The sequence below is a fragment of the Neoroseomonas terrae genome, from assembly GCF_018129025.1.
GTDB lineage: Bacteria > Pseudomonadota > Alphaproteobacteria > Acetobacterales > Acetobacteraceae > Neoroseomonas > Neoroseomonas terrae.
In genome coordinates this window covers 22,083-44,185 of sequence record NZ_JAAEDI010000010.1, presented here as the reverse complement: position 1 = coordinate 44,185, position 22,103 = coordinate 22,083, and the positions used below count along the sequence as shown (strand labels likewise).

Genomic DNA, 22,103 nt, shown 5'->3' with positions numbered 1-22,103 from the left:
GCCTCGACCTCATGCCTGGCTGACGATGTTCGTCGGAACGTAGCGCAATGCCGCTGCGCCGTCGCGATGCGCATGGCCGCCGGCAGAAGCTGACTGCACAGGAACCAGACATGTCGCCTCGCCTGAACGATAAGGTCGCTTTCATTACTGGTGCCGGGATCGGTGGCATCGGTGCGGCTTCCGCCCTGGCCTTCGCGAAGGAGGGTGCGCGCGTCGCGGTGTGCGACATCCTGCCCGAACGCGGCGAAGCGACCGTCGCGGAGATCAGCGCCGCCGGCGGTGAAGCTTTCTTCGTCCGGGCCGACGTATCGAGTGACGACCAGGTTCGCGCCGCCATCGAGAGCACAGTAGCCAAGTTCGGCGCACTGCACGTGCTGATGTGCTCTGCCGGCGGCTCGATCCCGGAGGACGATTTCATCGCTGACGTCGACCTCACCGTGTTCGATCATACGATGCGGCTCGATCTGCTCGGCACCATGCTGGCCTGCCGCTATGCCATCCCGGAGATCATCAAGTCAGGCGGGGGCTCCGTCGTGAACATGTCCTCCGGCGCCGCGTTGCGTGGCGCGAGCCCGGCGCATGTCTACACCGCGGCAAAGGGTGCGATCATCTCGCTGACCCGCGCTTTGGCCGGCACCTATGCCAAGGACCATGTGCGCGTGAACGCCATTGCCGCCGGCCGCATTCTCAGCAAGCGAATCCTGGAAAGCATCGGCGCGCCGGGCCAGGCCGGGTCCGTCCCCGATCGGCAGGACGCTGCCGGCCGCCTGAAGGATTATCCTTTCTGGGTCGGCGGTCCGGAGGACATTGCCAGCATCGCGCTCTTTCTCGCATCAGAGGAGTCGAAGATGGTCACAGGTGCCACCATTCCCGCCGATGGCGGGCGTTCGGCCTACTGAGATGGCATCGATCACGCGCCGCGCAGCCGTCGTCCTTGGCACCGTCGGCCTCGCGACCCCGGCCCTTGCCCAGAGCTGGCCGGCCCGTCCCGTGCGCATCGTCGCGCCGGCACCGGCCGGCGGCGCCAGCGACATCTATGCGCGCATCTGCGCGCAGCGGATGAGCGAGATGACGGGCAAGCCCTTCGTCGTCGAGAATCGTGCCGGCGCGGCCGGCCGCATCGGCCTCGAGAACGTCGTGCGCTCGGCGCCGGATGGCTATTCGCTGCTGCTCGGCTCGTCAGCCATTGCGTTGGCCAAGGCGCTGTATCCCAACCTCGGATACGACCCGGTGGGTGACCTGACGCCGATCTCGCTCATGGCCCGAACGCAGCAGATGATGGTGGTGCCGGCCGCACTTCCGGTGACGGATGTGCGCAGCTTCATCGACTACGCGAAGGCGCGGCCGGGCCAGCTTGCCTTTGCGTCCTCCGGCGTGGGCAACCCCCCGCACCTCGCCGCCGAACTGTTCAACGCCATGGCCGGGCTCACCATGACGCATGTCCCCTATGGCGGCGATACGCCGGCGCTGGTGGATATCATCGCCGGCCGCGTGCAGATGTATTTCGGTTCGGTCGCACCCGCCCTCCCGCATCGGGAAGCGGGCCGGATCCGGGCGCTCGCCGTCACCGGCCCGACGCGGGCGGGCTCGGCGCCGGACGTACCGACCATGGAGGAAGCAGGGCTACCCGGATACAACGTGTCCGGCTGGTTCGGCCTGCTCGCGCCTCGCGGCACGCCACGCGACATCATCCTCCAGCTCAACGACATGATGACGCGCATCATGGCGGTCGAGGAAGTGCGCACGACGCTGGAACGCGGTGGCGCCGACCCGGCCGACCCCGCCTTGCCCGTCATGGAGCGGGCGATCGTCGATTCCACGCGCCTGATCAACGAGGCCGTGCGCATCGCCAACATCCGAGTTGAGGACTGAGACATGCGCCTTCCCGATGCCGATCCCGCGCAGTCTCCGGAGCTTGCGGCGGCCTTCGACGAGTTCCGCCGCACCCGGGGCATCGTGTCGAACGTCATGAAGTCCTTCGCGCATGCGCCGGCCGGGCTGCGCGCGATCGTCGAGCTGGGCGGCTATTGTCGCTACGGCACGGCGCTGACCGAGTTGCAGAAGGAGATCGTCATCCTTCTGACCGGCCGCGGCATCGACTATGCGTGGCGCCACCACGCGCCGCTCGGCCGCAAGGCGGGGTTGAGCGATGCGCAGCTCGAGGCGATCCAGGCGGGCAGGACGCCGTCCGGGCTGCCGGCGGCCGAGACGACGCTTGCCGACTACGTGCTCGCCTATGGTGCGCTGAAAGGTGTGCCGCAGGGCGTCTTCGACCACCTGCTGCAGCATTTCACTCCGCGGCAGGTCACCGACGTCAACATCATTGCCGGCTACTACCTGATGGTCGCGGCGAGCATGATCGGCATGGAAGTCCAGCCGGATCCGACCGATACGATCAGCGACGCCGTATCCTTTCACGGCGCCGCACGCGACCAAGCCTGACCATCCGTCGACCAGAGGAAAGAAACCAATGCGCATCGCCCGCCGCCACGCCCTGACCGGAGCATCCGCCGCGTTGGCGCTGCCGGGACGCGCGTCGGCCCAGGCTGCTTACCCGTCGCGGCCGATCCGCGTCATCGTGCCGTTCGGGCCGGGCGGCGGCACGGACATCCTGATCCGTATCCTCGATCCCTATGTGTCACGCAGCCTCGGCCAACCTCTGGTGATCGAGAACCGGCCGGGCGCCGGCAGCATCGTCGGCACCGAGGCGGTCGCGCGGTCGGAACCGGACGGCTACACGCTGCTTGCCGTCGATTCCACCTTCTGCATCAATCAGGGGCTGTTCCCGTCGCTGCCCTACGACGCGGCGCGCGACTTCGCACCCGTTGCGCTTCTGGCCAATGCGCCGATCGTGCTGCTGGCCCACCCGTCGGTACCGGCGCGGACGCTGCAGGAGCTGATCGCGCTGGCGAAGGCGCGACCGGGCGCGCTCGCCTATGCCTCGGGCGGCAACGGTGCGCCCACGCATTTGGGCGGGGAGATGTTCAAGACCGCCGCCGGGGTGGATATCACCCACTTGCCCTATCGCGGCACGGGCCCGGCGATGAATGACGTCATCGCCGGGCACGTGCCCCTTGCGGTCAATGGGCTGAGCGCGTCACGCCCGCATATCGCCGATGGTCGCGTGCGCGCTCTGGCCGTGACAGGCGACCGGCGCGCCAGCGCCTTCCCCGACGTCCCGACCTTCGCCGAGGCCGGCGTGCAAGGTGTGGACATGTACACGCACTGGGGCGTGCTGGTGCGCGCCGGCACGCCCGGCGCGATCATTCAGAAGCTTGCCACCGCCTTCGACGAGGCGGTGCTGCGCCCTGATCTGCGCCAGCGCCTCGACGATCTTGGCTTCGTTCCCGCGGGCGGCGGCCCCGCCACTTATGGCGAGGCGATCCGGCGCGACACGGCGCGCTTCACGGAGGTGATTCGCGCCGGCAGCATCCGTCCGGACTGAGCGATGGCGCGTCCATCCTGGATCGCCGCGCTGTGGGTGACGCTGCTCGTGCAGACGGTCGCGTCCTTCCTGACGCAGAGCCTGCCCGCCATCGCGCCGTTGATGACGGCGGATGCCGGGCTGCGGCCGGAAGTAATCGGCAATCTCGCCTCCGTCATCGCGCTCGGCACCGTACTGTTCCTGCTCGCGGGGAATGGCGTCCTGGCGCGGTTCGGACCGGTGCGAACCTTGCAGATCGGCGCGGCCGTACTGGCGCTGGGCATGCTGATCGCGGCAAGCGGCAGCGTGCCGGCGCTGGTATTCGCCTCGCTGCTGCTCGGCATCGGCTATGCGCCGGCGGCGCCCGCCGGGAGCCAGATCCTGCAGGATAGCGCGCCGGCCGAGCACCGCACGCTGATCTTCTCGGTGAAGCAGGCGGGGGCTCCACTCGGCGGCGCCTTCGCCGGGCTGATCTGCGCGCCGGTCGCGGCCTGGCTGGGCTGGCAGGCTGCGCTGCTGCTCGGGGCCGCGGTCGCCATCGCTACCGGCTGCATCATCCAGCCGCAGCGCCGGCCGATCGATCGACCGGAAGAGCCCCGCCCGACCGGCGCGGCCAAGGGGCTTGCGCAGATGTTGGCGGCACCCATTGCCGCCTTGCGGCTCGATGCGCGGTTGCCGCCGCTGATTGCGCTGGCGATGTCCTTTTCGGTCGTCCAGGGCTGCCTGTTCACCTTCGTCGTCACTTGGTTGGTGACGGACCGAGGCCTGTCGCTGGTCGAGGCCGGCGGCGTCTTTGCCGCGATGCAGGCCGCGGGGGTGCTCGCGCGCATCGTGCTCGGCTGGCTGGCCGACCGCACCGGCCGTCCGGGGCGCAACCTGTTGATCCAGGCCATTGCCGCGGCGGCATGCACGCTGCTGTTGACACTGTTGCCCGCCGGGCTCTGGCTCCTGGTCATCCTCGCCGGTGCGACGGGCTCCCTGGCTGCGAGCTGGAATGGCATCGTCATGGCCGAAGTGGCCCGCCTGGTGCCGCGCGGCCGGGTCGGCGATGCGACGGCCGGATGCGCCCTGCTGATCTTCCTCGGCTACCTCGTCGGCCCATCGGCCTTCGCCTTGCTGATCGGCGCCACTGGCAGCTGGGGCGGCTCCTTCGCCGTGATCGCGGGGCAACTCGTCATCGTCGCCGGGGCAGTTGCGGCCCCGTTGCTGCGATCGGCCACCGTTGCGCCGGCACCCACCAGCGACTGACTTCCAACTGATTGACGGAGCCCGTCCTCATGCTCACGCCGACCATGGCTCACCTGACCAGCAGCGACGGCATCCGCCTCGCGTACCGCGTGGACGATTTCAGCGATCCCTGGCGTGAGAACGCCATGCCCATACTGATGCTGCACGCGGCCATGGGTGCCTATCGCCGCTGGTATGCCTGGCTGCCGATCATCGCGCGTCGCTTTCCGGTGATCAGCCTGGAGCTGCGCGGCCATGGCGGGTCGGAGATTCCCCCGGCGTCGCTGCCGTTCAGCCTAGAGCGGCTGGTGCAGGACGCGCGGGAACTGCTGGACCATCTCGGCGTCGCGCGCGCGCACGTCGTTGGTTTGTCGGCCGGTGGTTATGTCGGGCAGCGCCTGGCGATCGAGGACCCGCAGCGCGTCGCGACGCTCAGCCTCTTCGCCTCAACGCCGGGTCTGCGCGGTACGCAGGCGGCAGGCTGGCCCGAACGCATCGGCGCAATGGGGCTCGAAGCCTTCATGCGCTCCACTGCCACAGACCGCTTCGGCCCGGACGCGGACCCGGCCCTCGTGGATTGGTTCTGCCGGCAGACCAGCAGCAATGATCCCGCCTATCTCGGCCGTTTCGTCACTCATATGGCGAGCCGCGACTGGTCCGAGGACCTGCCCCGCATCACCTGCCCGACGCTGATCGTCGCCCCGGGCCACGAACCGATCGGCAGCAGCAACCACTACGAGGAGATGGCGGCAGCGATTCCGGATTCAGAACTCGTCGTCTTCGAGGGCATGCCGCACAACATCGGCGACGCGGCGCCGGAGCGCTCCGCCCATGAGGCGCTTCGCTTCATCGAGGAGCGTGGGGCATGAGCGCGGCGCCCGCGCGCACCGCGATCGTCACCGGCGCCGCCCGCGGCATCGGTCGCGCCATCGCGCTGTCCCTGGCCCGTCAGGGCCACGCGATTGCCCTGGTGGATCTGCGAGAGGAGGATCTTGCCCAGACCGCGAAAGAGGTCGCCGCGCTCGGCGTCGAGGCGATGCCGATCGTCGCGGACACCTCCAGCTACGAGGGTGCGCGGCAACATGTGGCGGACATTGCCGCACGCTGGGGTCGGATCGACGTGTTGGTGAACAACGCCGCCGTGCCACAGCCCAAGCGTATCCTGGAGATCACCGAAGCCGAATGGGATTCCGGCATGGCGGTGAACTTGAAGGGCTACTTCAACTGGAGCCAGGCGGTCGCACCGGTGATGCTCGCTGCCGGCGGAGGGCGGATGGTCAACATCTCCTCCGTATCCGCCCATACCGGGCCGCGCGTCTTCTCCGTCAGCCGCTTCGCCTACAGCACCGCCAAGGCCGGCATTCTCGGCATGACACGCGCGTTGGCTCGGGAACTGGCGCCAACGATCCTGGTCAATGCCGTCTGCCCCGGCGCAATCGAGACGGAACGGACGCGCACGAATCTCGGCACGCATCTTGACCATGTCATCAAGGAAACACCGCTCGCTCGCCTCGGCACGGCGGAGGACATCGCCGTCGTCGTCACGTTCCTGGCGACCGCAACGCCCATGTACATGACCGGAGAAGTCATCGACGTGGATGGCGGCGCGAACATCAACTGAGGACCTTTCGATGACAGAGAGCAAGATCTCACGCCGCGCCGCGCTCGGATCGGCACTGGCCGGAACGCTCGCCCGCCCGGCCTTCGCGCAGGCTTTCCCGGATCGTCCTGTCCGTATCGTCGTGCCCTTCTCCGCCGGCGGCGGGACCGATATCGCGGCGCGGGAAATCGGCCGCCGCATGTCTGAGACGCTGGGCCAGCCGGTGGTGATCGAGAATCGCAGCGGCGCCAACACCGCGATCGGGGCCGAGTACGTGGCGCGGTCGCGACCCGACGGCTACACGCTGCTGTTCACCAGCGGGTCCACCATGCTGGTCGCACCGCTCGTCACGCGCAACCTGTCCTACAAGCTGTCCGATTTTACCCCCGTCGGTCTGGTGCTCGACCAGTATTTCGGGCTTGGCGTACCGCCGCGCGTGGCCGGTGACATCCCGGCACTCGTCGAGAAGGCGCGCGCAAGGCCAGATGGCGTGTCCTTCGGCCACACAGGGACCGGGGGCGTCGGCCATCTTCTGGGTGAGAAGCTCATGGTCGCCACCGGCACACGGATGGTGTCCGTCCCTTATCGCGGCTTCCAGCAGACGGTGACGGACATTCTCGGCGGTCAGCTCGACATGACGTTCGAGGGCATCCACAACATCGTCCCCTATCACCGCGACGGCACGATCAAGCTGCTGGCTCTGGCGAGCCCTGAACGCGCGCCGCCGCTTCCCGATGTCCCGATCTTCAAGGACATTGGCTATCCGGACCTCGCGGTGGATGCCTGGCTGGCCCTGTTTGCGCCCGCTGCGACGCCAGCACCGATCATGGAGGTGCTGAACCGGGCGCTCGTCGCCGCGGTCGACAGCCCGTCCTTCCGCGAGCATGCCGCGAGCCAAGTACAGAACGCCCGCAGCAGTTCGGTGCAGGAGATGTCGGATTCACTGGCGCGACAGGTCGAAGTCTGGCGCGGCATCATCGAGCCACTGAATCTGCAACTCGACTGACGCGAGGATTGGCACCGAAACCGAGGAGAGCTTCCATGATCGTGTCGCGACGCGCCTGGCTGACCGGCTTCGGCGCCACCCTTGCCACACCGGTCCTGGCACAGGATTCATGGCCCACGCGCAGCATCCGTCTGCTGGTGGGCTATCCTGCCGGCGGTGCAAACGATCTTGTCATGCGCGGCATCGCGGCGCCGCTCGGGGACGCTTTGGGACAGCCGGTGCTGGTCGAGAACAGGGCCGGTGCCGCCGGTGGCATCGCTGCGGAGGCCGCTGCGCGCGCGGCACCGGACGGCTACACGCTGTTCTCGATATCCAGTGCCCATGTCCTGGCGCCCAGCGTCCGCCGCACGCTGAACTGGGATCCGGTGCGGGACTTCGCGCCCATCGCGCTCGGCGCCCGGTCGCCCTACTTCCTGATGGTCCACAAGGATTTCCCGGCACAGAATGTCGCGGAGTTCGTGGCCTATGTGAAGTCGCGGCCGACCGGATCGATCAGCTACGCCTCCTCCGGTGTCGGAGCCGGCCCACATTTGACCACCAGCCTGTTCATGCACGTCACGGGCATCGCGCTGGACCACATTCCGTATCGCGGTGATGCGGATGCGCTGATCGATCTCACGACCGGCCGGGTGCCTTGTGCCTTCCTGTCGGTGGCGCCGGCGCTCCCGCACATTGCCGCCGGCAGCATTCGCGTGCTGGCGGTATCGGGAACCGAGCGGTTGTCGATACTGCCCGACGTACCGACCGTGGCAGAGTCCGGCTATCCGGGCTTCGCGATGGATGCCTGGTGGGGCATTTGCGGGCCGGCCGGCCTGCCGGCCCCGATTGTGCAGCGCGTCGCCGCGGCGATGCGCCCGATCCTGGACGCCCCTGCCTTCGCTGAACGCTACGCCGCGATCGGCGTCGTGCCGGGCAAGCTCGGCACCGAAGCCTTCACGCAACTGATCCGAGACGATCGAACGAGGTTCGACCGGATTGTCCGGGATGCTGGCATCGCACCACAGGACTAATACCGAAGAACCCCGTTCGGGAGCGTTGATGTCGGTACTTTCGTGCCCTCCGACGCTAGGTGGAAACCGCCGGTTTGCATCGCTGCCGCTGGACGATCGGCGGGCCGCATCGGTCGCCTCGGCATCGGCCCCAGACCGATGCCGTTGGCGAGAGACTTTTGCGTCAGGTCGGGGTGAGCGCCTCGAGCCGAGCGATCAACGCGTCGTTGGCCGGGACCGGCACCCCGTGACGCCGCGCATGGTCAACAACGACGCCGTTGATGAGCGAGACTTCGGTCCGCCGCCCGCGGCTGAGATCCTGCGCCATGCCGCTGATGGCCGTGGCGTTCATATGGGCGCCGTAGCGGATCAAGCCTGCTTCCACTTCAGCCCGCTTGACAGCGTTTCCCGTGGCGGCCGCTTTCCAAGTATCGCCAGCAATGCCACAGACAGGGTCGAGGCGAACCGCGCCAACCGCCGCCACCGATACGACTTCCAGAGCCACAGCCAGCATCTCTTGCCGAAGCGTGGGTTCGAGAAAGAGATCGCGGATCGGACGGCGGTTCAGTGCCGAGAGTGCGGATGTCATGCAGTTGAAGGCCAGTTTCGTCCAGCGCGCCGCGGTCATGTCGTCGACCGCCTCGGCCTTGTCGATGCCTCCGAGGAGATCGACGATGGCATGAACACGTGGTGTCGCAGGGCCGGCGGTCTCGCCCACGCGGAACAGCGCAGGACCGCCGTCCCCTCGAGCGCGGTGCCGCTGCATCGCGCCGGGCCGTGTCAGATTGGCGAAGAAGCCGGTAACGATGCATCCCAGCACGCGCTCAGCGCCCAATTCCTCCGCCATGGCGATATCGGCGAGCGCATTGAGCGTGACCAGCCATGTCCCACGCCAGTGGCGCTCGACCTCCGCGACGATGGCCGGCGCGTCGGCGAGCTTGCTGCACAGGATAGTCAGTCGAGGCGCCAGCGCCGGGACCTCCGCCGCCGCCGCGATCAACCCGGGATGCGCGACGAAGTCGCCCGAAGGCTCGCTGACCGCAAAGCCGCTCGCGGCAATCGCCTCGCGATTCGGTGCCCAAGGCTCCCACAAGACAACTGTCTCGCCAAGTCGCGTCAGATGCGCGGCTATGTACCCGCCAACCGCGCCACCACCAATGATGAGCAGCGGTGCGGTGTCCGTTCGCGCGGATTCGTTCATCGAGGAGATCCCATGATCATCGTACAGTTCGCTATCCCTATCGCCTGCCATGGGAGCATGGCGTGAAGTACGCGCGAGGAGAAGAACGAGAATGGGTCCGCGAGTCGCTGCGCGGCTACATGTGCGCCGTCTACACGCCATTCGACGAGGCTGGAGGGCTCGACGAGGAAGGGCTGCGCCACAATGTGCGCGCGACGCTCGCGCTGCCAGGCGTCGGCGGCCTGTCGATCAATACGCTGCATCAGGAGTTCTGGACGCTCACTGACGACGAGCGCCGGCGGCTGGTCGAGATCGTGCTGGATACGGTGCGCGGCGCGGCGCCCGTCGTGATCGGCTGCACGGATCCGTCGGCGGCCCGGGCTGTGGCGTTTGCGCAGCATGCGACGGCGGCCGGCGCGGATCTCGTGATGATCTGGCCGCCGTTCTACGGGCCGCGGTCCGCAGCAGGGGTGAAGGCCTACTATGAATACATCGCACCGCGCATCGACATCGGCCTGATCGTCTACAGCACGACACTGTCGGAACTCGGATTCTATCTCGCACCAGAGCAGGTGGAGGCGCTGCTGGGCCTGCCGAACGTCTGCGCGGTACAGAACACCACACTGAATCTCGCACAATACGGTGCCATGCTTGAGCGAGTCGGGGACCGGATCGCCGTCGCGACCTCGCTCGAAGAGTATCATCTGCATGGACGGATGACGTTCCCCGACCGGGCGCCGCACTTTCTGATCGGATCGTCACGCCCGGTCTTCTGCCAGAGCGCGGCATTGCCGCATTGCGGCCACTTCGTCGCGGCCGTCGAGAAGGGCGACTTCGGAGCGGCGGCGAGCCATGCGCGCGTCATCATGCGGATCGCTGAACTTCTTCAGAGCCGCTACTTCGCCCGAGGCTTTCACCACGTGGCGCTGTTCAAGCGCCTGGCCGGGGTGCTCGGCATGAAGACCGGGGACGTTCGACCCGGCATCGCGCCGTGCGAACCGGCAGAGTTCGCGGCGTGCCTGGAGATACTGGGCAAGGAGGGCCTCTTGTCGGGAGCTTCGTAGGCGGCCCCACAAGATTAACCGCTTTGTTTTCCGGTTGCGGAGACAGCGTTAGTGAGCTCGAAAGGAAATGCGAGGCTGCGGCTACCCGTGCGAGCGCAACCTGTCCTGCGTCGTCGTGTCGACGTCGGTTGCGCGGTGACGTTCCCAGAACTGACTGGACAACTCTCCTCGCGCCCGATTGACCATTGGGCCGCGCGCCGCACCGAGCAATCCCAGCTACCCCATCACGCGTCGTGGCTCCGGCGATCCTATTTACCGCCGTAACGTGGCCGTGTGCTGTGGGAATGGCAGGCCGAGGTTCTCCCGTAGTGTTCGCCCCTCATAGGCAGTGCGGAGCAATCCACGCCTTTGCAACTCCGGCACAACGTCCGTCACGAAGTCGCCGAGGTCGCCAGGCAGAGTCGGTGGCATGATGTTGAAGCCATCCGCGCCGCGACGCTCGAACCACTCTTCCATCGTGTCAGCGATGGTGGCGGCGGTTCCGCGGACGATGAAGTGCCCTCGGGCCCCGGTGACGCGCTGATACAGCTGGCGGATGGTCAGTTTCTCTCTGCGCGCCAGTTCGATCACCAGCGCCATCCGGCTCTTACCAGAATTGGTGTTGGGCAAGTCGGGAAGCGGGCCGTCCAGGTCGTGTCCGGACAAATCGGCACCACCGAGCATGAAGGAGAGAGTCTGCAGACCGACAGAGGGATGGATCAGTTCCTGCAGCTCTCGTTCCTTTGCCTCTGCCTCCTCGGCGGTACGGCCCACGATCGGCATGAGGCCGGGCATGATCTTCAGTGACTCCGGATCCCGGCCGCGTGCGATGAGGCGACCTTTCAGGTCGGCATAGAAGGCCTGCGCCGCAGGCAGTTGGTCCTGCGCCGTGAACACGACCTCGGCGGTGTCGGCGGCGAGATCCCGCCCGATCTCGGAGGACCCCGCCTGCACGATCAACGGATGACCCTGCGGTGAGCGCGCCACGTTCAGCGGCCCGCGCACCGCGAAATGCGTACCCTGATGGTTCAGGACGCGCAGCTTCTCCGGAGCGAAGAATCGCCCGGATTCAGGGTCGCGAAGGAAGGCGTCGTCCTCCCAGCTCTCCCACAGCCCCTTTACCACCGCGGCGAACTCACGGGCGCGATCATAGCGCTGATCGTGCGGCACATGGTTGGTGCGGCTGAAGTTCAGTGCCTCTTGCTCGTTGGCGGAGGTGACGAGGTTCCAGCCGGCCCGCCCGCCGCTCAGTTGATCAAGCGAGGCGAACTTGCGCGCGACATGATAGGGCTCGTTGTAGGTGGTGGTCGCCGTCGCGACGAGGCCGATATGCTCCGTCACGACCGACAGCGCGGAGAGCAAGGTCAGCGGTTCGAATTGAGCCGTCTTCGGATCGCGGCTCAGCGTTTCGGTATCGCCCTTCCACAAGGCGTTGGTGTCCGCAAGGAAGAGCATGTCGAACAGGCCGCGCTCGGCCAGCGCAGCGACCTCCGCATAGTGGCGGAAACTTGTGCCGGCGAAACGGTCTGCGCGCGGATGGCGCCACGCGGCCATATGATTGCCGGTGACGTGCGCGAACAGCCCCAGCCGAATCTTGTCCTTCCTGCGCGCCATGTCGTGCCTCCATGCGTGACGGCCGCAACCTAGGTCCGATTGCTGATCCGAAGAACCCGTTGCGGCGTTCCGGGACAGGGTGTTTATGGGCCGTTGGAGACACGCACGCATGACTGTCGCATATGCCGTTCGCCGCACGATTCTTGGCCTGACGCTGGTCGCGCCGGCGCTGCTGCCGCTGGGTGGCACGCCGGCTTCGGCACAACCTGCGTGGCCGTCGCGGCCGGTGCGCGTGATCGTTTCCTACGCACCCGGCGGCGGCGCGGACATCATGGCGAGGCTGGTCGCCGAGCCGCTGGCGCGGGCGCTAGGCCAGCCGGTCGTCGTCGAGAATCGCGCCGGCGCTGGCGGCGCCATCGGGACGGAGGCCTGCGCGCGCGCGGCCCCGGACGGCTACACGCTGTGCTTCGGGTCGATCGCGACGCACTCGATCATCCCCTATATGCAGAGCAACCTCAGCTGGGACCCGCTGCGGGATTTTACCCCGATCACCAACCTTGCGTACTACCCAACCGTACTGGCGGTGAACCCCTCCGTGCCGGCACGCACGATGGATGAGTTGATTGCGTGGCTGAAGGCGCATCCCGGCACGGCCTATGGCACCAGCGGCGTGGGCAGTTCCAACCACCTGACCGGGGAAGTGCTGAGCCGCACCTTCGGGCTGGGCTTGGTGCATGTGCCATATCGCGGTGGCAACCAGGCGCAGGCGGACGCGATCGCCGGCCAAATTCCCATGGTGCTCGACCAGATCACGGCCATGGTCCCGCAGATCCAGGCGGGCAACCTCAGGCCATTGCTGCTGGTGGGGGGCGATCAGCGCTCACCACTGCTCCCCGACGTGCCGACGATCACCGAGCGCCTGATGCCCGATTTCCGCATCCAGGGGTATCAGGGGATCTTCGCTCCGGCGGGCTTGCCCGAGCCGATCCTGCGTCGTCTCAATGCCGCGATCCGCACGGCGGTCGAGGGTTCGGACGTGAGCCAGAAGCTGATCGACATGGGTTCGGAGGTCGTGCTGAGCACGCCCGAGGCCTTCGCGACCTATCTGCGCGACACTGCGCCAATGTACCGCGAGGTGGTAGCCAGCTCGGGCGCTCGGGTCGAGTGATGGTGTCCGGCCGTGCTACGTTAGCTCAGGCCGATCGCGGGATCCGCATAGCCGGCAGCGATCGTTGAACGCGGAGCCAGAAGGGACGGTACCTGTGCAGCCGCCTCGCCGCTCGGTTCAACCAGGCCGTAAGATGCCTTGCATCACGGCTGCGCCGCTACTGCCGCAATCAACCTGCGTCGTGGGTTGTGGGAGAGTGGGCCAGGGACGCCTCAGCGCTGTCGAGCTCAGGTTGGACGGCCAGCGTAGTTCATACGCCCTCGCGCAAACTCATCAGAATCGCGGCGAGGCCGGCAGTCCCTTCCACGCCATCAATCGCTGCCTCAAGCCGACTGACGCCCCGGTCGCTTAGGGCGCGGCCGGCCAGCGCACGGAACTTTGCCCGAACCTCGCCTTCGGCGTAGGGGTTCTGGAAGTCGCCCCGTGCGCTGTTCACCTGACGGGTCGCGCCGCGGCCATCGCGCAGCGTCACCGTTGCCCGGCCCGGCTTTGCCGCGGGAAACATGGCGGTCAGCGCAGCATCCTCGCTCACATGCACGCGCGCACGCATGGCCACGAAGGAGGTATCCGCAACGGTTGCCTCTGAGAAGGCATCAAGGTCCGTATCGCCCCGCAGGATGATGGCTGCCGCCGCGTGCGGCAGCGAGTAGCGCGCGGCGAAGCCGTTGCGTGGCTGCTGGTCGCGCATGGCGGCGGCAAAACGATAGGTCTCGACGTCAATGCGCTCGATGTCCTCCGGCGTTGCGCCAAGTTCCGCCAGCGCTGCTTCGATTGCGTCCAGCGATGCGTATGTCGGTATGCAGCAGGCGCGCAGACGAAAGGCGTTGCGCGTGATCTCCCAGCGCTTGCCGAGGGCTTCGGTGACCGGCCCCGGGTCGAAGCGGTCCGCGACGAGGTGTGCCAATGCCTCCTCGATGGCATCGTCCTGCGCCAGGAACCCGGCGCCCGTGAGGTCCGTCGCGACGGACGCGATGAGACCGCTCATCCCACCCGCAGCATTGAGGGTCGTCGCGCCGTTCACCGCGTTGGTGTAGCTTGGCACGAGGACGAAGGTCGCGCCGATCCGCATCGCCCGGCTGACGCCGGCGGCGTCCATGCCCCGCAGGCGCGCAGCGCCGGCGATGGCGCCGATCATGGCCGTCTGGCCGTTCTGGTGCGCCAGGGGGCGCTGCGTGGTGCCTGCCCCCAGGCGGATGGCGACGTCGTAGCCCAGGATGAAGGCGAGCAGCAGGTCACGTCCGCTGCTTCCGTAGACCTCCGCTGCGGCGAGCACACCGGGCAGCACCTGGACCGCGGCTTGGCAGGATACGAAGCGGTGGCTCTCGCAGAGTTCGATCGACCTGCCCGCCGTACCATTCAAGAAAGCCGACATCGCCGGCGAGGCACTCGGGAAGCCGCGCGCGAGAATCGTCGCGCCGCTTCCCGCCCCTCGGGCGACTTCCGCGCGCAGGCCATGCAGTTCGGGCTGCTCGCTACCGGCAAGAATCACCCCGACCGTATCGAGCAGGACGAGCTTCGCGTGACGACGCACCGCTTCCGGTACGTCATCCCACTGCGTGTCAACCACCAGCTGGGCCAGGGCCTCGACTGAACGTCCCATCACCGCACTCCAACTCAGATGTTTTCGGCGGCCGTGCCGGCGCGCCGTGTCACGCCGCCAGCGGCAGGACGCGACATTGAACCGGCGGCAAGCCAGTGATGATGCCGCGGAAATGCGCGCCCGCTGGCGGCACCGGCAGCACGCCGGTGAGGCTGCCGAGTGTGACGATCTCGCCGGCACCGACGGCCACGCCATCCGCCGCACAGCGCGCCTGCCAGGCGGCGAGGAGCGGGACGAGCGGCGCGGCCGGGTGAGCGCCTTCGTGACGGGCGATCTCGGCACCGTCCTGGAAGAGCTGGACCAGCGGCAGTGAACCGAGGATCGCCGGCGACCACGGCCCGGGCGCCGTGACGGCGACCACGCGCTCATTGGAGACGCAGTCCGCGATACGGTCGAACGCCGTCACCGGCCCCGTGAAGCGCGTCCGCACGAACTCTATCAGGACGACGAGGTCGGCGAGCGCCGGCAGCGCCTCCAGCTCCAGCACCGTCGACGGCGGCACCTCGCGGAAGCGCAGTGCGATCTCAAGCTCGATGCGGGTCGCCACCGGCAGGGTCAGCACCGGCTCCGTCTCATTCAACGGCCCCACCACCATCGGCGCGCTGAACAGCTGCCCGTCCGCACGGCCGACCTTCCAGCCGCCACGGCGCAGGCCCAGCGCCGCGAAGGTCGCAAGCTGGATCGCCTCGGCCTCCGCCATCGTCGTCGGGCCGGGCGAGGGGGCCGGAATGGCCGGCCCGCTTCTCGCCGCCGCGAGCGATGCGGCGGCGCCTGCGATCTCTGTGTCGTTCATGGTCGATCCTCCTGCGGCAATGGCGGCGTATCGTCGCCCAACCAAGCCGTACCGCATCATCCGCGCCGGCGCACATCCTGCGCCAGGGTGTACTCATCCGTCCGCGCGACATGATCGAGATCGGAGCGCATCGCCCAGAGATGCACCTGGTGGTGCAGCGGAATGATGGCCTGGTCCGCCATGGCGATGCGCGTCGCCTGACGCAGCAGCTCCTCCCGCGCGGCATCGTCGGGCGTGCGCAGCGCCTGGACGAGCAGCCGGTCGAACTCGGTGTTCGAGTAGCGGCCGCGATTGCCGGCGCCGACCCGCGCCTGCGCGTCGAAAGTCTGCATGACCAGCGACATGAAGGAGGATGGCTCGCCCGTCACGACGCCGAAGCCGATCATGAACAACGAGAACTCACGGCGCGAGGCGCGATCGAAGAAGGTCTGGACCGGCACGGTCTCGAGCCGCACCTCGAGCCCGATCCGCGTCAGCATCTGCGCGATCGCCTCCATGGCGCGTACGTCGTTGACGTAGCGGTTGCGCGGCACCTGCATGGTGATGGCGAAACCATCGGCATAGCCGGCCTCAGCCAGAAGGCGCCGTGCACCCACGGGATCATAGGGTGCCACCGGCAGGTCCGGGACATGCCCGATTGCCCCGGCGGGCATGATCTGGCTCGTCGGTTCGCTTGCGCCTTCCATGATGCGGGCGGCGATGGCGCGCCGGTCGATCGCCATCGAGAGGGCGCGCCGCACCCGCGCATCCTGCAAGGGACCGCGCCCGGCGAAGGGCCGGCCGGCGCGGTCCGTCACGAAGGGCGCGTCCGCCCGCTCGTGCTCCACATGCAGGTAGATCAGTCGGTTCGTCACCCCGCGCGACAGCCGTAGGTCATTGCGGCGCGCGACTGCGTCCATGCTGGTGATCGGGACGAAGTCGATCATGTCTACATCGCCGGCGAGCAGGGCCGATAGCCGCGCTGCCGGATTGGGGATGAAGCGGAAGGTCACCCGCTCCATCTCCGGCGCCGGCCCCCAGTAGTCGGCGAACCGCTCCATGGTCAGGCGTTCGCCGCGCTGCCAGCCGGTGAAGCGGTAGGGGCCGGTGCCGACCATGCCGCGGCCGGCGTTGAATTCCTCAGTCGTCACGCCTTCCGCGGCGCGACGGGAGAGGATGACGAAGGTCCCCATGAAGATCGGCATCAGCGGGAAGATCTCCGCCGTGCGGAGCCGGATCGTATGCCGGTCCACCACCTCGATGCCGGTGATCTGGCGCAGATAGACCGAGAGAGAGGCCGGCGAGCCCGGCACCGCGGGTGCGCGGCGGATGCTGAACGCGACATCCTCCGCGGTCAGCTCGCTGCCGTCGTGGAAGCGCACGCCTTCGCGGAGTTTGAACTCCCAGGTGGTCTCGTCCACCATGCGCCAGGACGTCGCGAGGCCAGGCTGCGGCTGCAGGGTCTCGCTGCGGATGACCAGTGGCGTGAAGAAGTGCAGCGCCATGGCGTTGTTGGTGTCGACATTCGCGAAATGCGGATCGATGGATGTCGGTTCCACCTGCGACCCGATCCGCAGTTCCGTGCGCGCCTGCGCCCGCGTGGGCGAGGTGGATGCGGCCAGCGCCAGGGACGCGCCGGCGGCGCCGAGGCCTCGGCGGCCGATGAAGCCGGTCATGCGCTGAGTCACTTCACCCTCTCCTCTTGTGAATGATTGTGCACGCCGTCAGCCGCGGATGGCGCAAAGCCGCGCAAGCTCGCCGACATCGGCGAGCGTCTCGAAGGCATCGACCGCAGCGACGATCTCCTCGACCTGCGCGGAGGGCAGGCGACGGCCGGCGTTCTCGCGGAACTTGTCGCGCACCAGGGCCGGCGTGCCGGGATCGTCGAGGTTGCCCCTCGTCCAGGGGTGTTCGATGCGTTCCAGCACGCGGCCGTCATGCAACTCGGCGATGACCCATCCCTTGAAGGCGCGGCGTGCAGGCGGCTCGGGGTCGAGTTCGTAGTCGGTGCGGTCAACGAGATCGAGGATGGCAGGATCGCGCAGATCCGCCTCCGTCACGCTGTCGAGGCCGAAGCGGCCGCGCGTCAGCGCCTCGGCCACCGCATATTGCAGGCTGATGCGGCCGGCGATCTCGGTGGCCGGGCGGCGCTTCTCGGCGACCGGCTCGCAGACGATGCCGACCCAGTGGTGCGACATCGGCAGGCGCAGCCGCTTCACTTGCTCGGCGCGCAGGCCGGCGCGGTGCAGCGCCAGGATGGCGTCGAGATAGGGATGGATCACGCAGCCGGTCGGATAGGGCTTCACGGACATGGTCCGTCCCTCCCACACCGTGCCGAGGCCGCGCAGCGTGCGGTCAAAGTCGAAGTTGTAGTCGGGGTCCTGCACATGGGTGCGGAACAGGCCCATCCGGCCCTCGATCGCCGTCGGCGGGCCGGTGAAGCCGGCACGGCCGAGCAACGCCGCGGCAATGGCAGCATGCGCGATCCAGCCGGGATGCAGGCCCTGCGTCCAGGTGCCGTCAGTGTAGCATTGCAGGATGCCGGCGGCCTGGCTCGCCGATGTCCCGACGGACCAGACCGCCTGCTGGTGGGACAGGCCGTAGAAGCGGCTGGCCATGAGCGAGGTGCTGACGGCGCCGCAGATCGCACTGGTATGGAAGCCGCGGCGGCCGAACTGCCCTGGTGCCGCCACTGCCAGCCGGCAGCCGATCTCGAAGCCCAGCGCGGCGATGGTCAGGGCTTCCAACCCGGTACTGCGGCGAGCCTCTCCGGCGGCGAGCGTCAGCGGAACGATATGCGCGCCGGGATGCAGATGTGTCTCGTTGTGGGTGTCGTCATAGTCGAGCGCGTCAGCCATCGCGCCGTTGGCGAGCACGGCATTCATCGCCGTGTTGCGCTCGCCTGTGCCGATGACGGTGGCGTCGTCGCTGCGCCCCATCTCCTGCACCGCACGGCACACCGATCTGCCATACTCCTGGCCGGAGACGACGAGCATCAGGCCGATCGAATCGAGGATCTGCAGCTTGGTCTGCGCGAGGACGTCAGGCGGAATCGCCGTGCCCGGCGTGTCCAGCATGAAGGTGGCCAGCCGCTCGCTGACGGTCGGAGTGCCAGTCACGCGATTTCTCCGCCCGTGAAGCGATGGATGTGGTGCGGCTCTCGCGCCAGGGCGCCGCAGAAGCAGGCGACGACGGGTTCGAGAGCGGCGGCGACGGCACGCATCTCCGCATTCGCACCGCGCAGGCGATCGGCTGCGGACTGTGCCTTGCGACGCAGCGACGCCATGTCGATGCCGGGAAAGCGGCGCTGATGATAAACGAGCCGCCCATCCACCATCACGCTGTCCACCGCCGTCCCGTCCTCGGCGAAGACGAGCTGGTTCGTCGTGTCGTTGAGGGGCACCCAGTTCAGGTTGCCGAGATCCAGGAAGACGATGTCGGCGCGATACCCGGGCGCGAGGCGCCCCAGCCGGTCGCCGAAGCCCAGCGCCTTGGCACTGCCCTCCGTGGCCATGGCGAAGACCTCCGGCGTGGAGAGCCAGCGCTCATGGTCCGGCCCCTGCACGCGGGAGGCATAGGAGGCGAAGCGCATCGCCTCGAACATGTTCAGATTGTCGGAGCAGACTCGGGAATCCGTGCCCAGCCCGACATTCAGCCCGCGATCCAGCATCCGCCGCGTCGCCGCCATGCCGGAACCGAGGCGCATGTTGCTGCCGGGGTTGTGCGCCACCGACGCGCCGGCATCGGCGAGCATCGCGATGTCGTCGTCATCCACCCAGACCGCGTGCGCCGCGGTGAAGTTCGGCCCGAGCACGCCGAGGCAGCGCAGCTGCGCCGTCGGCGACCGGCCATATCGCTGGCGACCGTAGACCGCCTGTACGCGGGATTCCGCGAGATGCGTATGGAAGCCGATGCCGTGGTCGCGAGTGAAGGCGGCCGCGCCGGCGAGGAACTCATCGGTGCAGTGCATCGGGATGGACGGCGCGATAGCCAGCGTGATCCGGTCGCGGTCGAAGGCCCAGCCGCGCATGACCTGGGCGATGATGTCGAGCTGTGCCTGCCAGGGCAATGCCTGCGCCGTCGCGAACTGCTCGCGATATGGATCCGGCAGGGCCTCAAGCAGGCCGGGGATGGCGCGATAGAAACTGCGATCCGCGAGCATCGGCGCGATGACGGCGCGCATGCCGGCATCGGCATAGGCCTGGGCCGCTGCCTTGATGCCGTCCTCGGATGGCAGCGGGAACTCGTAGAACAGGTCGTAGCAGCCGGTGCAGCCCTTGCTCAGCATCTCGAGCGCGCCGAGCAGGGTGGAGATGTACTTCTCCTCCAGCGTCTGGCCGCCGACATTGGCGACGGTACCGTTCAGCAGCAGCTCCAGCGTCCACTTGTCATGGATGCTGCGGGCGAGGTTGCCGCCGCTATGCGCATGGGCGTTGATCATGCCCGGCATCAGCAGGCGGTCGGAGGCGTCGAACACGGCGACGCCTTCCGGCGCCGCTAGGCCGGGGTCACCGATCTGCGCGATCGCCCCATCCTGCACCAGGATGTCGGCGGGCGTGGCGGAGCGACCCGCCGCGTCCAGCAGGCATCCGCCACGGATGATCGCGCTTCGCTCGGTCACGGCTCGCTGCCCGGCACCGTTCCCGGCGGCAGTGCCAGCACATGATCGGCGATGGCGCCCGGGGTCGCGAACCAGACCCGCGGGTCGTCGCGGAACTTCGCGATGTGCTCCAGCGCCTGGCGCAGCTGCGCCAGGCGGAAGGGGGAGCCGAAGACGAAGGTGTGCAGCGAGATAGCGCAAACCAGCGGGCGCTTCGCCGACAGGGCGAGCATCATGTCGAACTGGTCCGTCATCATCCGGCCGAATTCCTCGGCGGAATGCCCGCGGTTGAGGATCGCCGGCGCGTCGTTCAGCTCGATCGGGTAAGGCACGTTCAGCAGCGGGCCGGCGCGGGTCTTGAGGAAGACCGGCTGGTCGTCGCAGGGCCAGTGCATGATGTAGCGGTAGCCTTCCTCCTTCAGGAGGTCAGTGGTCACCGGGCTCTCGGAGATCCAGGGGCCCATCCAGCCGAATGGGCGCTGGCCGTGGCGCCGCTCGATGGTCGTCGTGACTTCCTGGATCAGGCGGCGCTCATCCGCCTCGAAATAGTCGCCGGGGCGCTCGGCATTGGTGCGGCCATGCGAGACCACTTCCTCGCCGCGGGCGTTGATCCGCTCCACGACCGTCGGGAAGTTGTCGCAGACGGCCGAGTTCACGAGATGGCAGCAGGGCAGCCTGAGCTCGTCCAGAATGTCGAGGATGTTCCAGAAGCCGACGCGCAGCCCGTAGTCGCGCCAGGCGAAGATGCGCGGATCGGCGCCGTTGTTCCAGTTGTGCGGCGCGTGGCCGGTGCCGCGCCCCCAGGCGAACTGCTCGACGTTCAGCGCGAGGTAGAAGGCCATCCGCGCACCGCCGGGCCAGTCATAGGTCGGGCGATCGACGATGGCCGAGTAGTCGTAGCGCGGCGGTTGGGGCAGCAGCATGCGGCATATCCTCGGTTGTTGCTCGTTTGGGCCGGTTATTGCGGGCGGATGCCGGCGGCGCGGGCGACGGCGGACAGGGTCGCCACTTCGCGCGCGATGTAGCGGTCCATCTCGGCCGGCGTGCCGCCCATGGGGTCGGCCGCCATGGCCTCGATGCGGCGACGCAGCTCCGGGTTGGCCAGCGCGTCGTTGATCGCCTGCGAGAGTTTTTCGACGATCGCGTCGGGCGTGGCGCGCGGGGCGAAGACGCCCTGCCAGGACAGGAATTCGTAGCCCGGCACGCCGGCCTCCTGCAGGGTCGGCACCGCCGGCGCGCGCGGGTTGCGCGCCGTGGTGCTCACGCCCAGCGCACGGAGCTGGCCGTCCTGCACGGTCGGCAGGGTGGAGGAGATCAGGTCCATCGTGGCGTGGACGTCGCCGCGGATCATGTCCTGCAGTGCCGGCCCGCTGCCGCGATAGTTCACCGCCGTGGCGGTGATGCCGGCGCGCTGCAGGAACAGCTCCATGGCCATCTGCGATCCGCTGCCGGTGGCCGCATAGTTGACCCGGCCCGGATTGGCGCGGGCGTAGGCGATGAATTCCTGCACCGTTGTCGCCGGGATGGCCGGGCCGACGACCAGCAGGTTGGCGATGCCCGCAACCATCGCGACGCCACGGAAGTCGCGCTCCGTCTCATAGGGCGCATCGAGCACGAAGAAGGGCGCGAGGATGTTCGTGCCGGTCGTGCCCATGAACAGCGTGTAGCCATCGGCCGGGCCGCGCGCGACGAAGTTGCCGGCGATTGTGCCGGACGCGCCGCTGCGGTTCTCGACGACAACGTTTTGGCCCAGGGGCCGCGCCATCTCCTCGGCCAGAAGGCGGGTGATGAGGTCGGTCGCGCCGCCCGGCGCGAAGGGCACGACCATGCGGATTGGCCGGGTCGGGAATGCCGGTTGGGCGATGGCCGGCGCGGCCATGGCGGTCGTGGCGGCGGCCGCCAGCAGGCTGCGTCGGGAGATCCGCATGGAATGGTTCCGT

General features: G+C 68.0%; 20 protein-coding genes. 11 read left to right on the top strand and 9 right to left on the bottom strand.

Annotated features, from left to right (window positions below; all coding sequences use genetic code 11):
* Positions 1 to 110 precede the first annotated feature (110 nt).
* The 9 genes from GXW78_RS10540 to GXW78_RS10500 are packed head-to-tail and all read left to right on the top strand — an operon-like array spanning position 111 to position 8,267.
* Positions 111 to 899 (top strand): SDR family NAD(P)-dependent oxidoreductase, encoded by a 789-nt coding sequence (locus GXW78_RS10540; protein ID WP_246522033.1) that lies wholly within the window; start codon positions 111 to 113, stop codon positions 897 to 899.
* 1 nt (position 900) lies between these two features.
* Complete coding sequence (locus GXW78_RS10535; RefSeq protein ID WP_211868559.1) at positions 901 to 1,872, top strand: Bug family tripartite tricarboxylate transporter substrate binding protein; 972 nt, start codon at positions 901 to 903, stop codon at positions 1,870 to 1,872.
* Positions 1,873 to 1,875: 3 nt separating this feature from the next.
* Positions 1,876 to 2,442 (top strand): carboxymuconolactone decarboxylase family protein, encoded by a 567-nt coding sequence (locus tag GXW78_RS10530; RefSeq protein ID WP_211868558.1) that lies wholly within the window; start codon positions 1,876 to 1,878, stop codon positions 2,440 to 2,442.
* Between the two features lie 28 nt (positions 2,443 to 2,470).
* Positions 2,471 to 3,445: a Bug family tripartite tricarboxylate transporter substrate binding protein gene (locus GXW78_RS10525; protein ID WP_211868555.1), complete on the top strand. Its 975-nt coding sequence runs from the start codon at positions 2,471 to 2,473 to the stop codon at positions 3,443 to 3,445.
* Between the two features lie 3 nt (positions 3,446 to 3,448).
* Positions 3,449 to 4,672: an MFS transporter gene (locus tag GXW78_RS10520; RefSeq protein WP_211868553.1), complete on the top strand. Its 1,224-nt coding sequence runs from the start codon at positions 3,449 to 3,451 to the stop codon at positions 4,670 to 4,672.
* Between the two features lie 29 nt (positions 4,673 to 4,701).
* Positions 4,702 to 5,520, top strand: a complete 819-nt coding sequence (locus GXW78_RS10515) for an alpha/beta fold hydrolase (protein WP_211868551.1) — start codon at positions 4,702 to 4,704, stop codon at positions 5,518 to 5,520.
* Entirely contained in the window at positions 5,517 to 6,272 is a 756-nt protein-coding gene (locus tag GXW78_RS10510) for an SDR family NAD(P)-dependent oxidoreductase (RefSeq protein ID WP_211868549.1), read from the top strand. The genes GXW78_RS10515 and GXW78_RS10510 overlap by 4 nt, the downstream gene beginning before the upstream one ends.
* A gap of 10 nt (positions 6,273 to 6,282) precedes the next feature.
* Complete coding sequence (locus GXW78_RS10505; protein WP_211868547.1) at positions 6,283 to 7,257, top strand: Bug family tripartite tricarboxylate transporter substrate binding protein; 975 nt, start codon at positions 6,283 to 6,285, stop codon at positions 7,255 to 7,257.
* A gap of 35 nt (positions 7,258 to 7,292) precedes the next feature.
* The gene (locus GXW78_RS10500; RefSeq protein WP_211868545.1) at positions 7,293 to 8,267 is read left to right on the top strand and encodes a Bug family tripartite tricarboxylate transporter substrate binding protein; all 975 of its coding nucleotides are present in this window, start codon (positions 7,293 to 7,295) and stop codon (positions 8,265 to 8,267) included.
* A gap of 163 nt (positions 8,268 to 8,430) precedes the next feature.
* Here the strand turns inward: GXW78_RS10500 and GXW78_RS10495 are convergent, their stop codons facing one another.
* Entirely contained in the window at positions 8,431 to 9,447 is a 1,017-nt protein-coding gene (locus GXW78_RS10495; RefSeq protein WP_211868543.1) for a ketopantoate reductase family protein, read from the bottom strand.
* A gap of 62 nt (positions 9,448 to 9,509) precedes the next feature.
* Between GXW78_RS10495 and GXW78_RS10490 the strand changes: the two genes are divergently transcribed.
* Positions 9,510 to 10,490 carry a dihydrodipicolinate synthase family protein gene (locus GXW78_RS10490; RefSeq protein ID WP_211868541.1) on the top strand — a complete coding sequence of 327 codons (981 nt, stop codon included), beginning with the start codon at positions 9,510 to 9,512 and terminating at the stop codon, positions 10,488 to 10,490.
* Positions 10,491 to 10,742: 252 nt separating this feature from the next.
* Here the strand turns inward: GXW78_RS10490 and GXW78_RS10485 are convergent, their stop codons facing one another.
* Positions 10,743 to 12,083 carry an LLM class flavin-dependent oxidoreductase gene (locus tag GXW78_RS10485; protein ID WP_211868539.1) on the bottom strand — a complete coding sequence of 447 codons (1,341 nt, stop codon included), beginning with the start codon at positions 12,081 to 12,083 and terminating at the stop codon, positions 10,743 to 10,745.
* Positions 12,084 to 12,192: 109 nt separating this feature from the next.
* On the opposite strand from GXW78_RS10485, the gene GXW78_RS10480 reads away from it, so the two are divergent.
* Positions 12,193 to 13,191, top strand: a complete 999-nt coding sequence (locus tag GXW78_RS10480; RefSeq protein ID WP_211868537.1) for a Bug family tripartite tricarboxylate transporter substrate binding protein — start codon at positions 12,193 to 12,195, stop codon at positions 13,189 to 13,191.
* 250 nt (positions 13,192 to 13,441) lie between these two features.
* Here the strand turns inward: GXW78_RS10480 and GXW78_RS10475 are convergent, their stop codons facing one another.
* From GXW78_RS10475 to GXW78_RS10445, 7 genes are read right to left on the bottom strand one after another with little or no spacing between them, the layout of a single operon-like run.
* The gene (locus tag GXW78_RS10475; protein ID WP_211868535.1) at positions 13,442 to 14,791 is read right to left on the bottom strand and encodes an MmgE/PrpD family protein; all 1,350 of its coding nucleotides are present in this window, start codon (positions 14,789 to 14,791) and stop codon (positions 13,442 to 13,444) included.
* 49 nt (positions 14,792 to 14,840) lie between these two features.
* Positions 14,841 to 15,584, bottom strand: coding sequence for a hypothetical protein (locus GXW78_RS10470; RefSeq protein WP_211868533.1), 744 nt, complete (start codon positions 15,582 to 15,584; stop codon positions 14,841 to 14,843).
* Positions 15,585 to 15,640: 56 nt separating this feature from the next.
* On the bottom strand, positions 15,641 to 17,251 hold the full coding sequence (locus tag GXW78_RS10465; RefSeq protein WP_211868532.1) for an ABC transporter substrate-binding protein: 1,611 nt from the start codon (positions 17,249 to 17,251) through the stop codon (positions 15,641 to 15,643).
* A gap of 36 nt (positions 17,252 to 17,287) precedes the next feature.
* Positions 17,288 to 18,682: an MmgE/PrpD family protein gene (locus tag GXW78_RS10460; protein WP_211868531.1), complete on the bottom strand. Its 1,395-nt coding sequence runs from the start codon at positions 18,680 to 18,682 to the stop codon at positions 17,288 to 17,290.
* On the bottom strand, positions 18,679 to 20,184 hold the full coding sequence (locus GXW78_RS10455; RefSeq protein ID WP_211868530.1) for an amidohydrolase family protein: 1,506 nt from the start codon (positions 20,182 to 20,184) through the stop codon (positions 18,679 to 18,681). The genes GXW78_RS10460 and GXW78_RS10455 overlap by 4 nt, the downstream gene beginning before the upstream one ends.
* On the bottom strand, positions 20,181 to 21,086 hold the full coding sequence (locus tag GXW78_RS10450) for a polysaccharide deacetylase family protein (protein WP_211868529.1): 906 nt from the start codon (positions 21,084 to 21,086) through the stop codon (positions 20,181 to 20,183). The genes GXW78_RS10455 and GXW78_RS10450 overlap by 4 nt, the downstream gene beginning before the upstream one ends.
* A gap of 35 nt (positions 21,087 to 21,121) precedes the next feature.
* Positions 21,122 to 22,090: a Bug family tripartite tricarboxylate transporter substrate binding protein gene (locus GXW78_RS10445; RefSeq protein ID WP_211868528.1), complete on the bottom strand. Its 969-nt coding sequence runs from the start codon at positions 22,088 to 22,090 to the stop codon at positions 21,122 to 21,124.
* Positions 22,091 to 22,103: the final 13 nt, after the last annotated feature.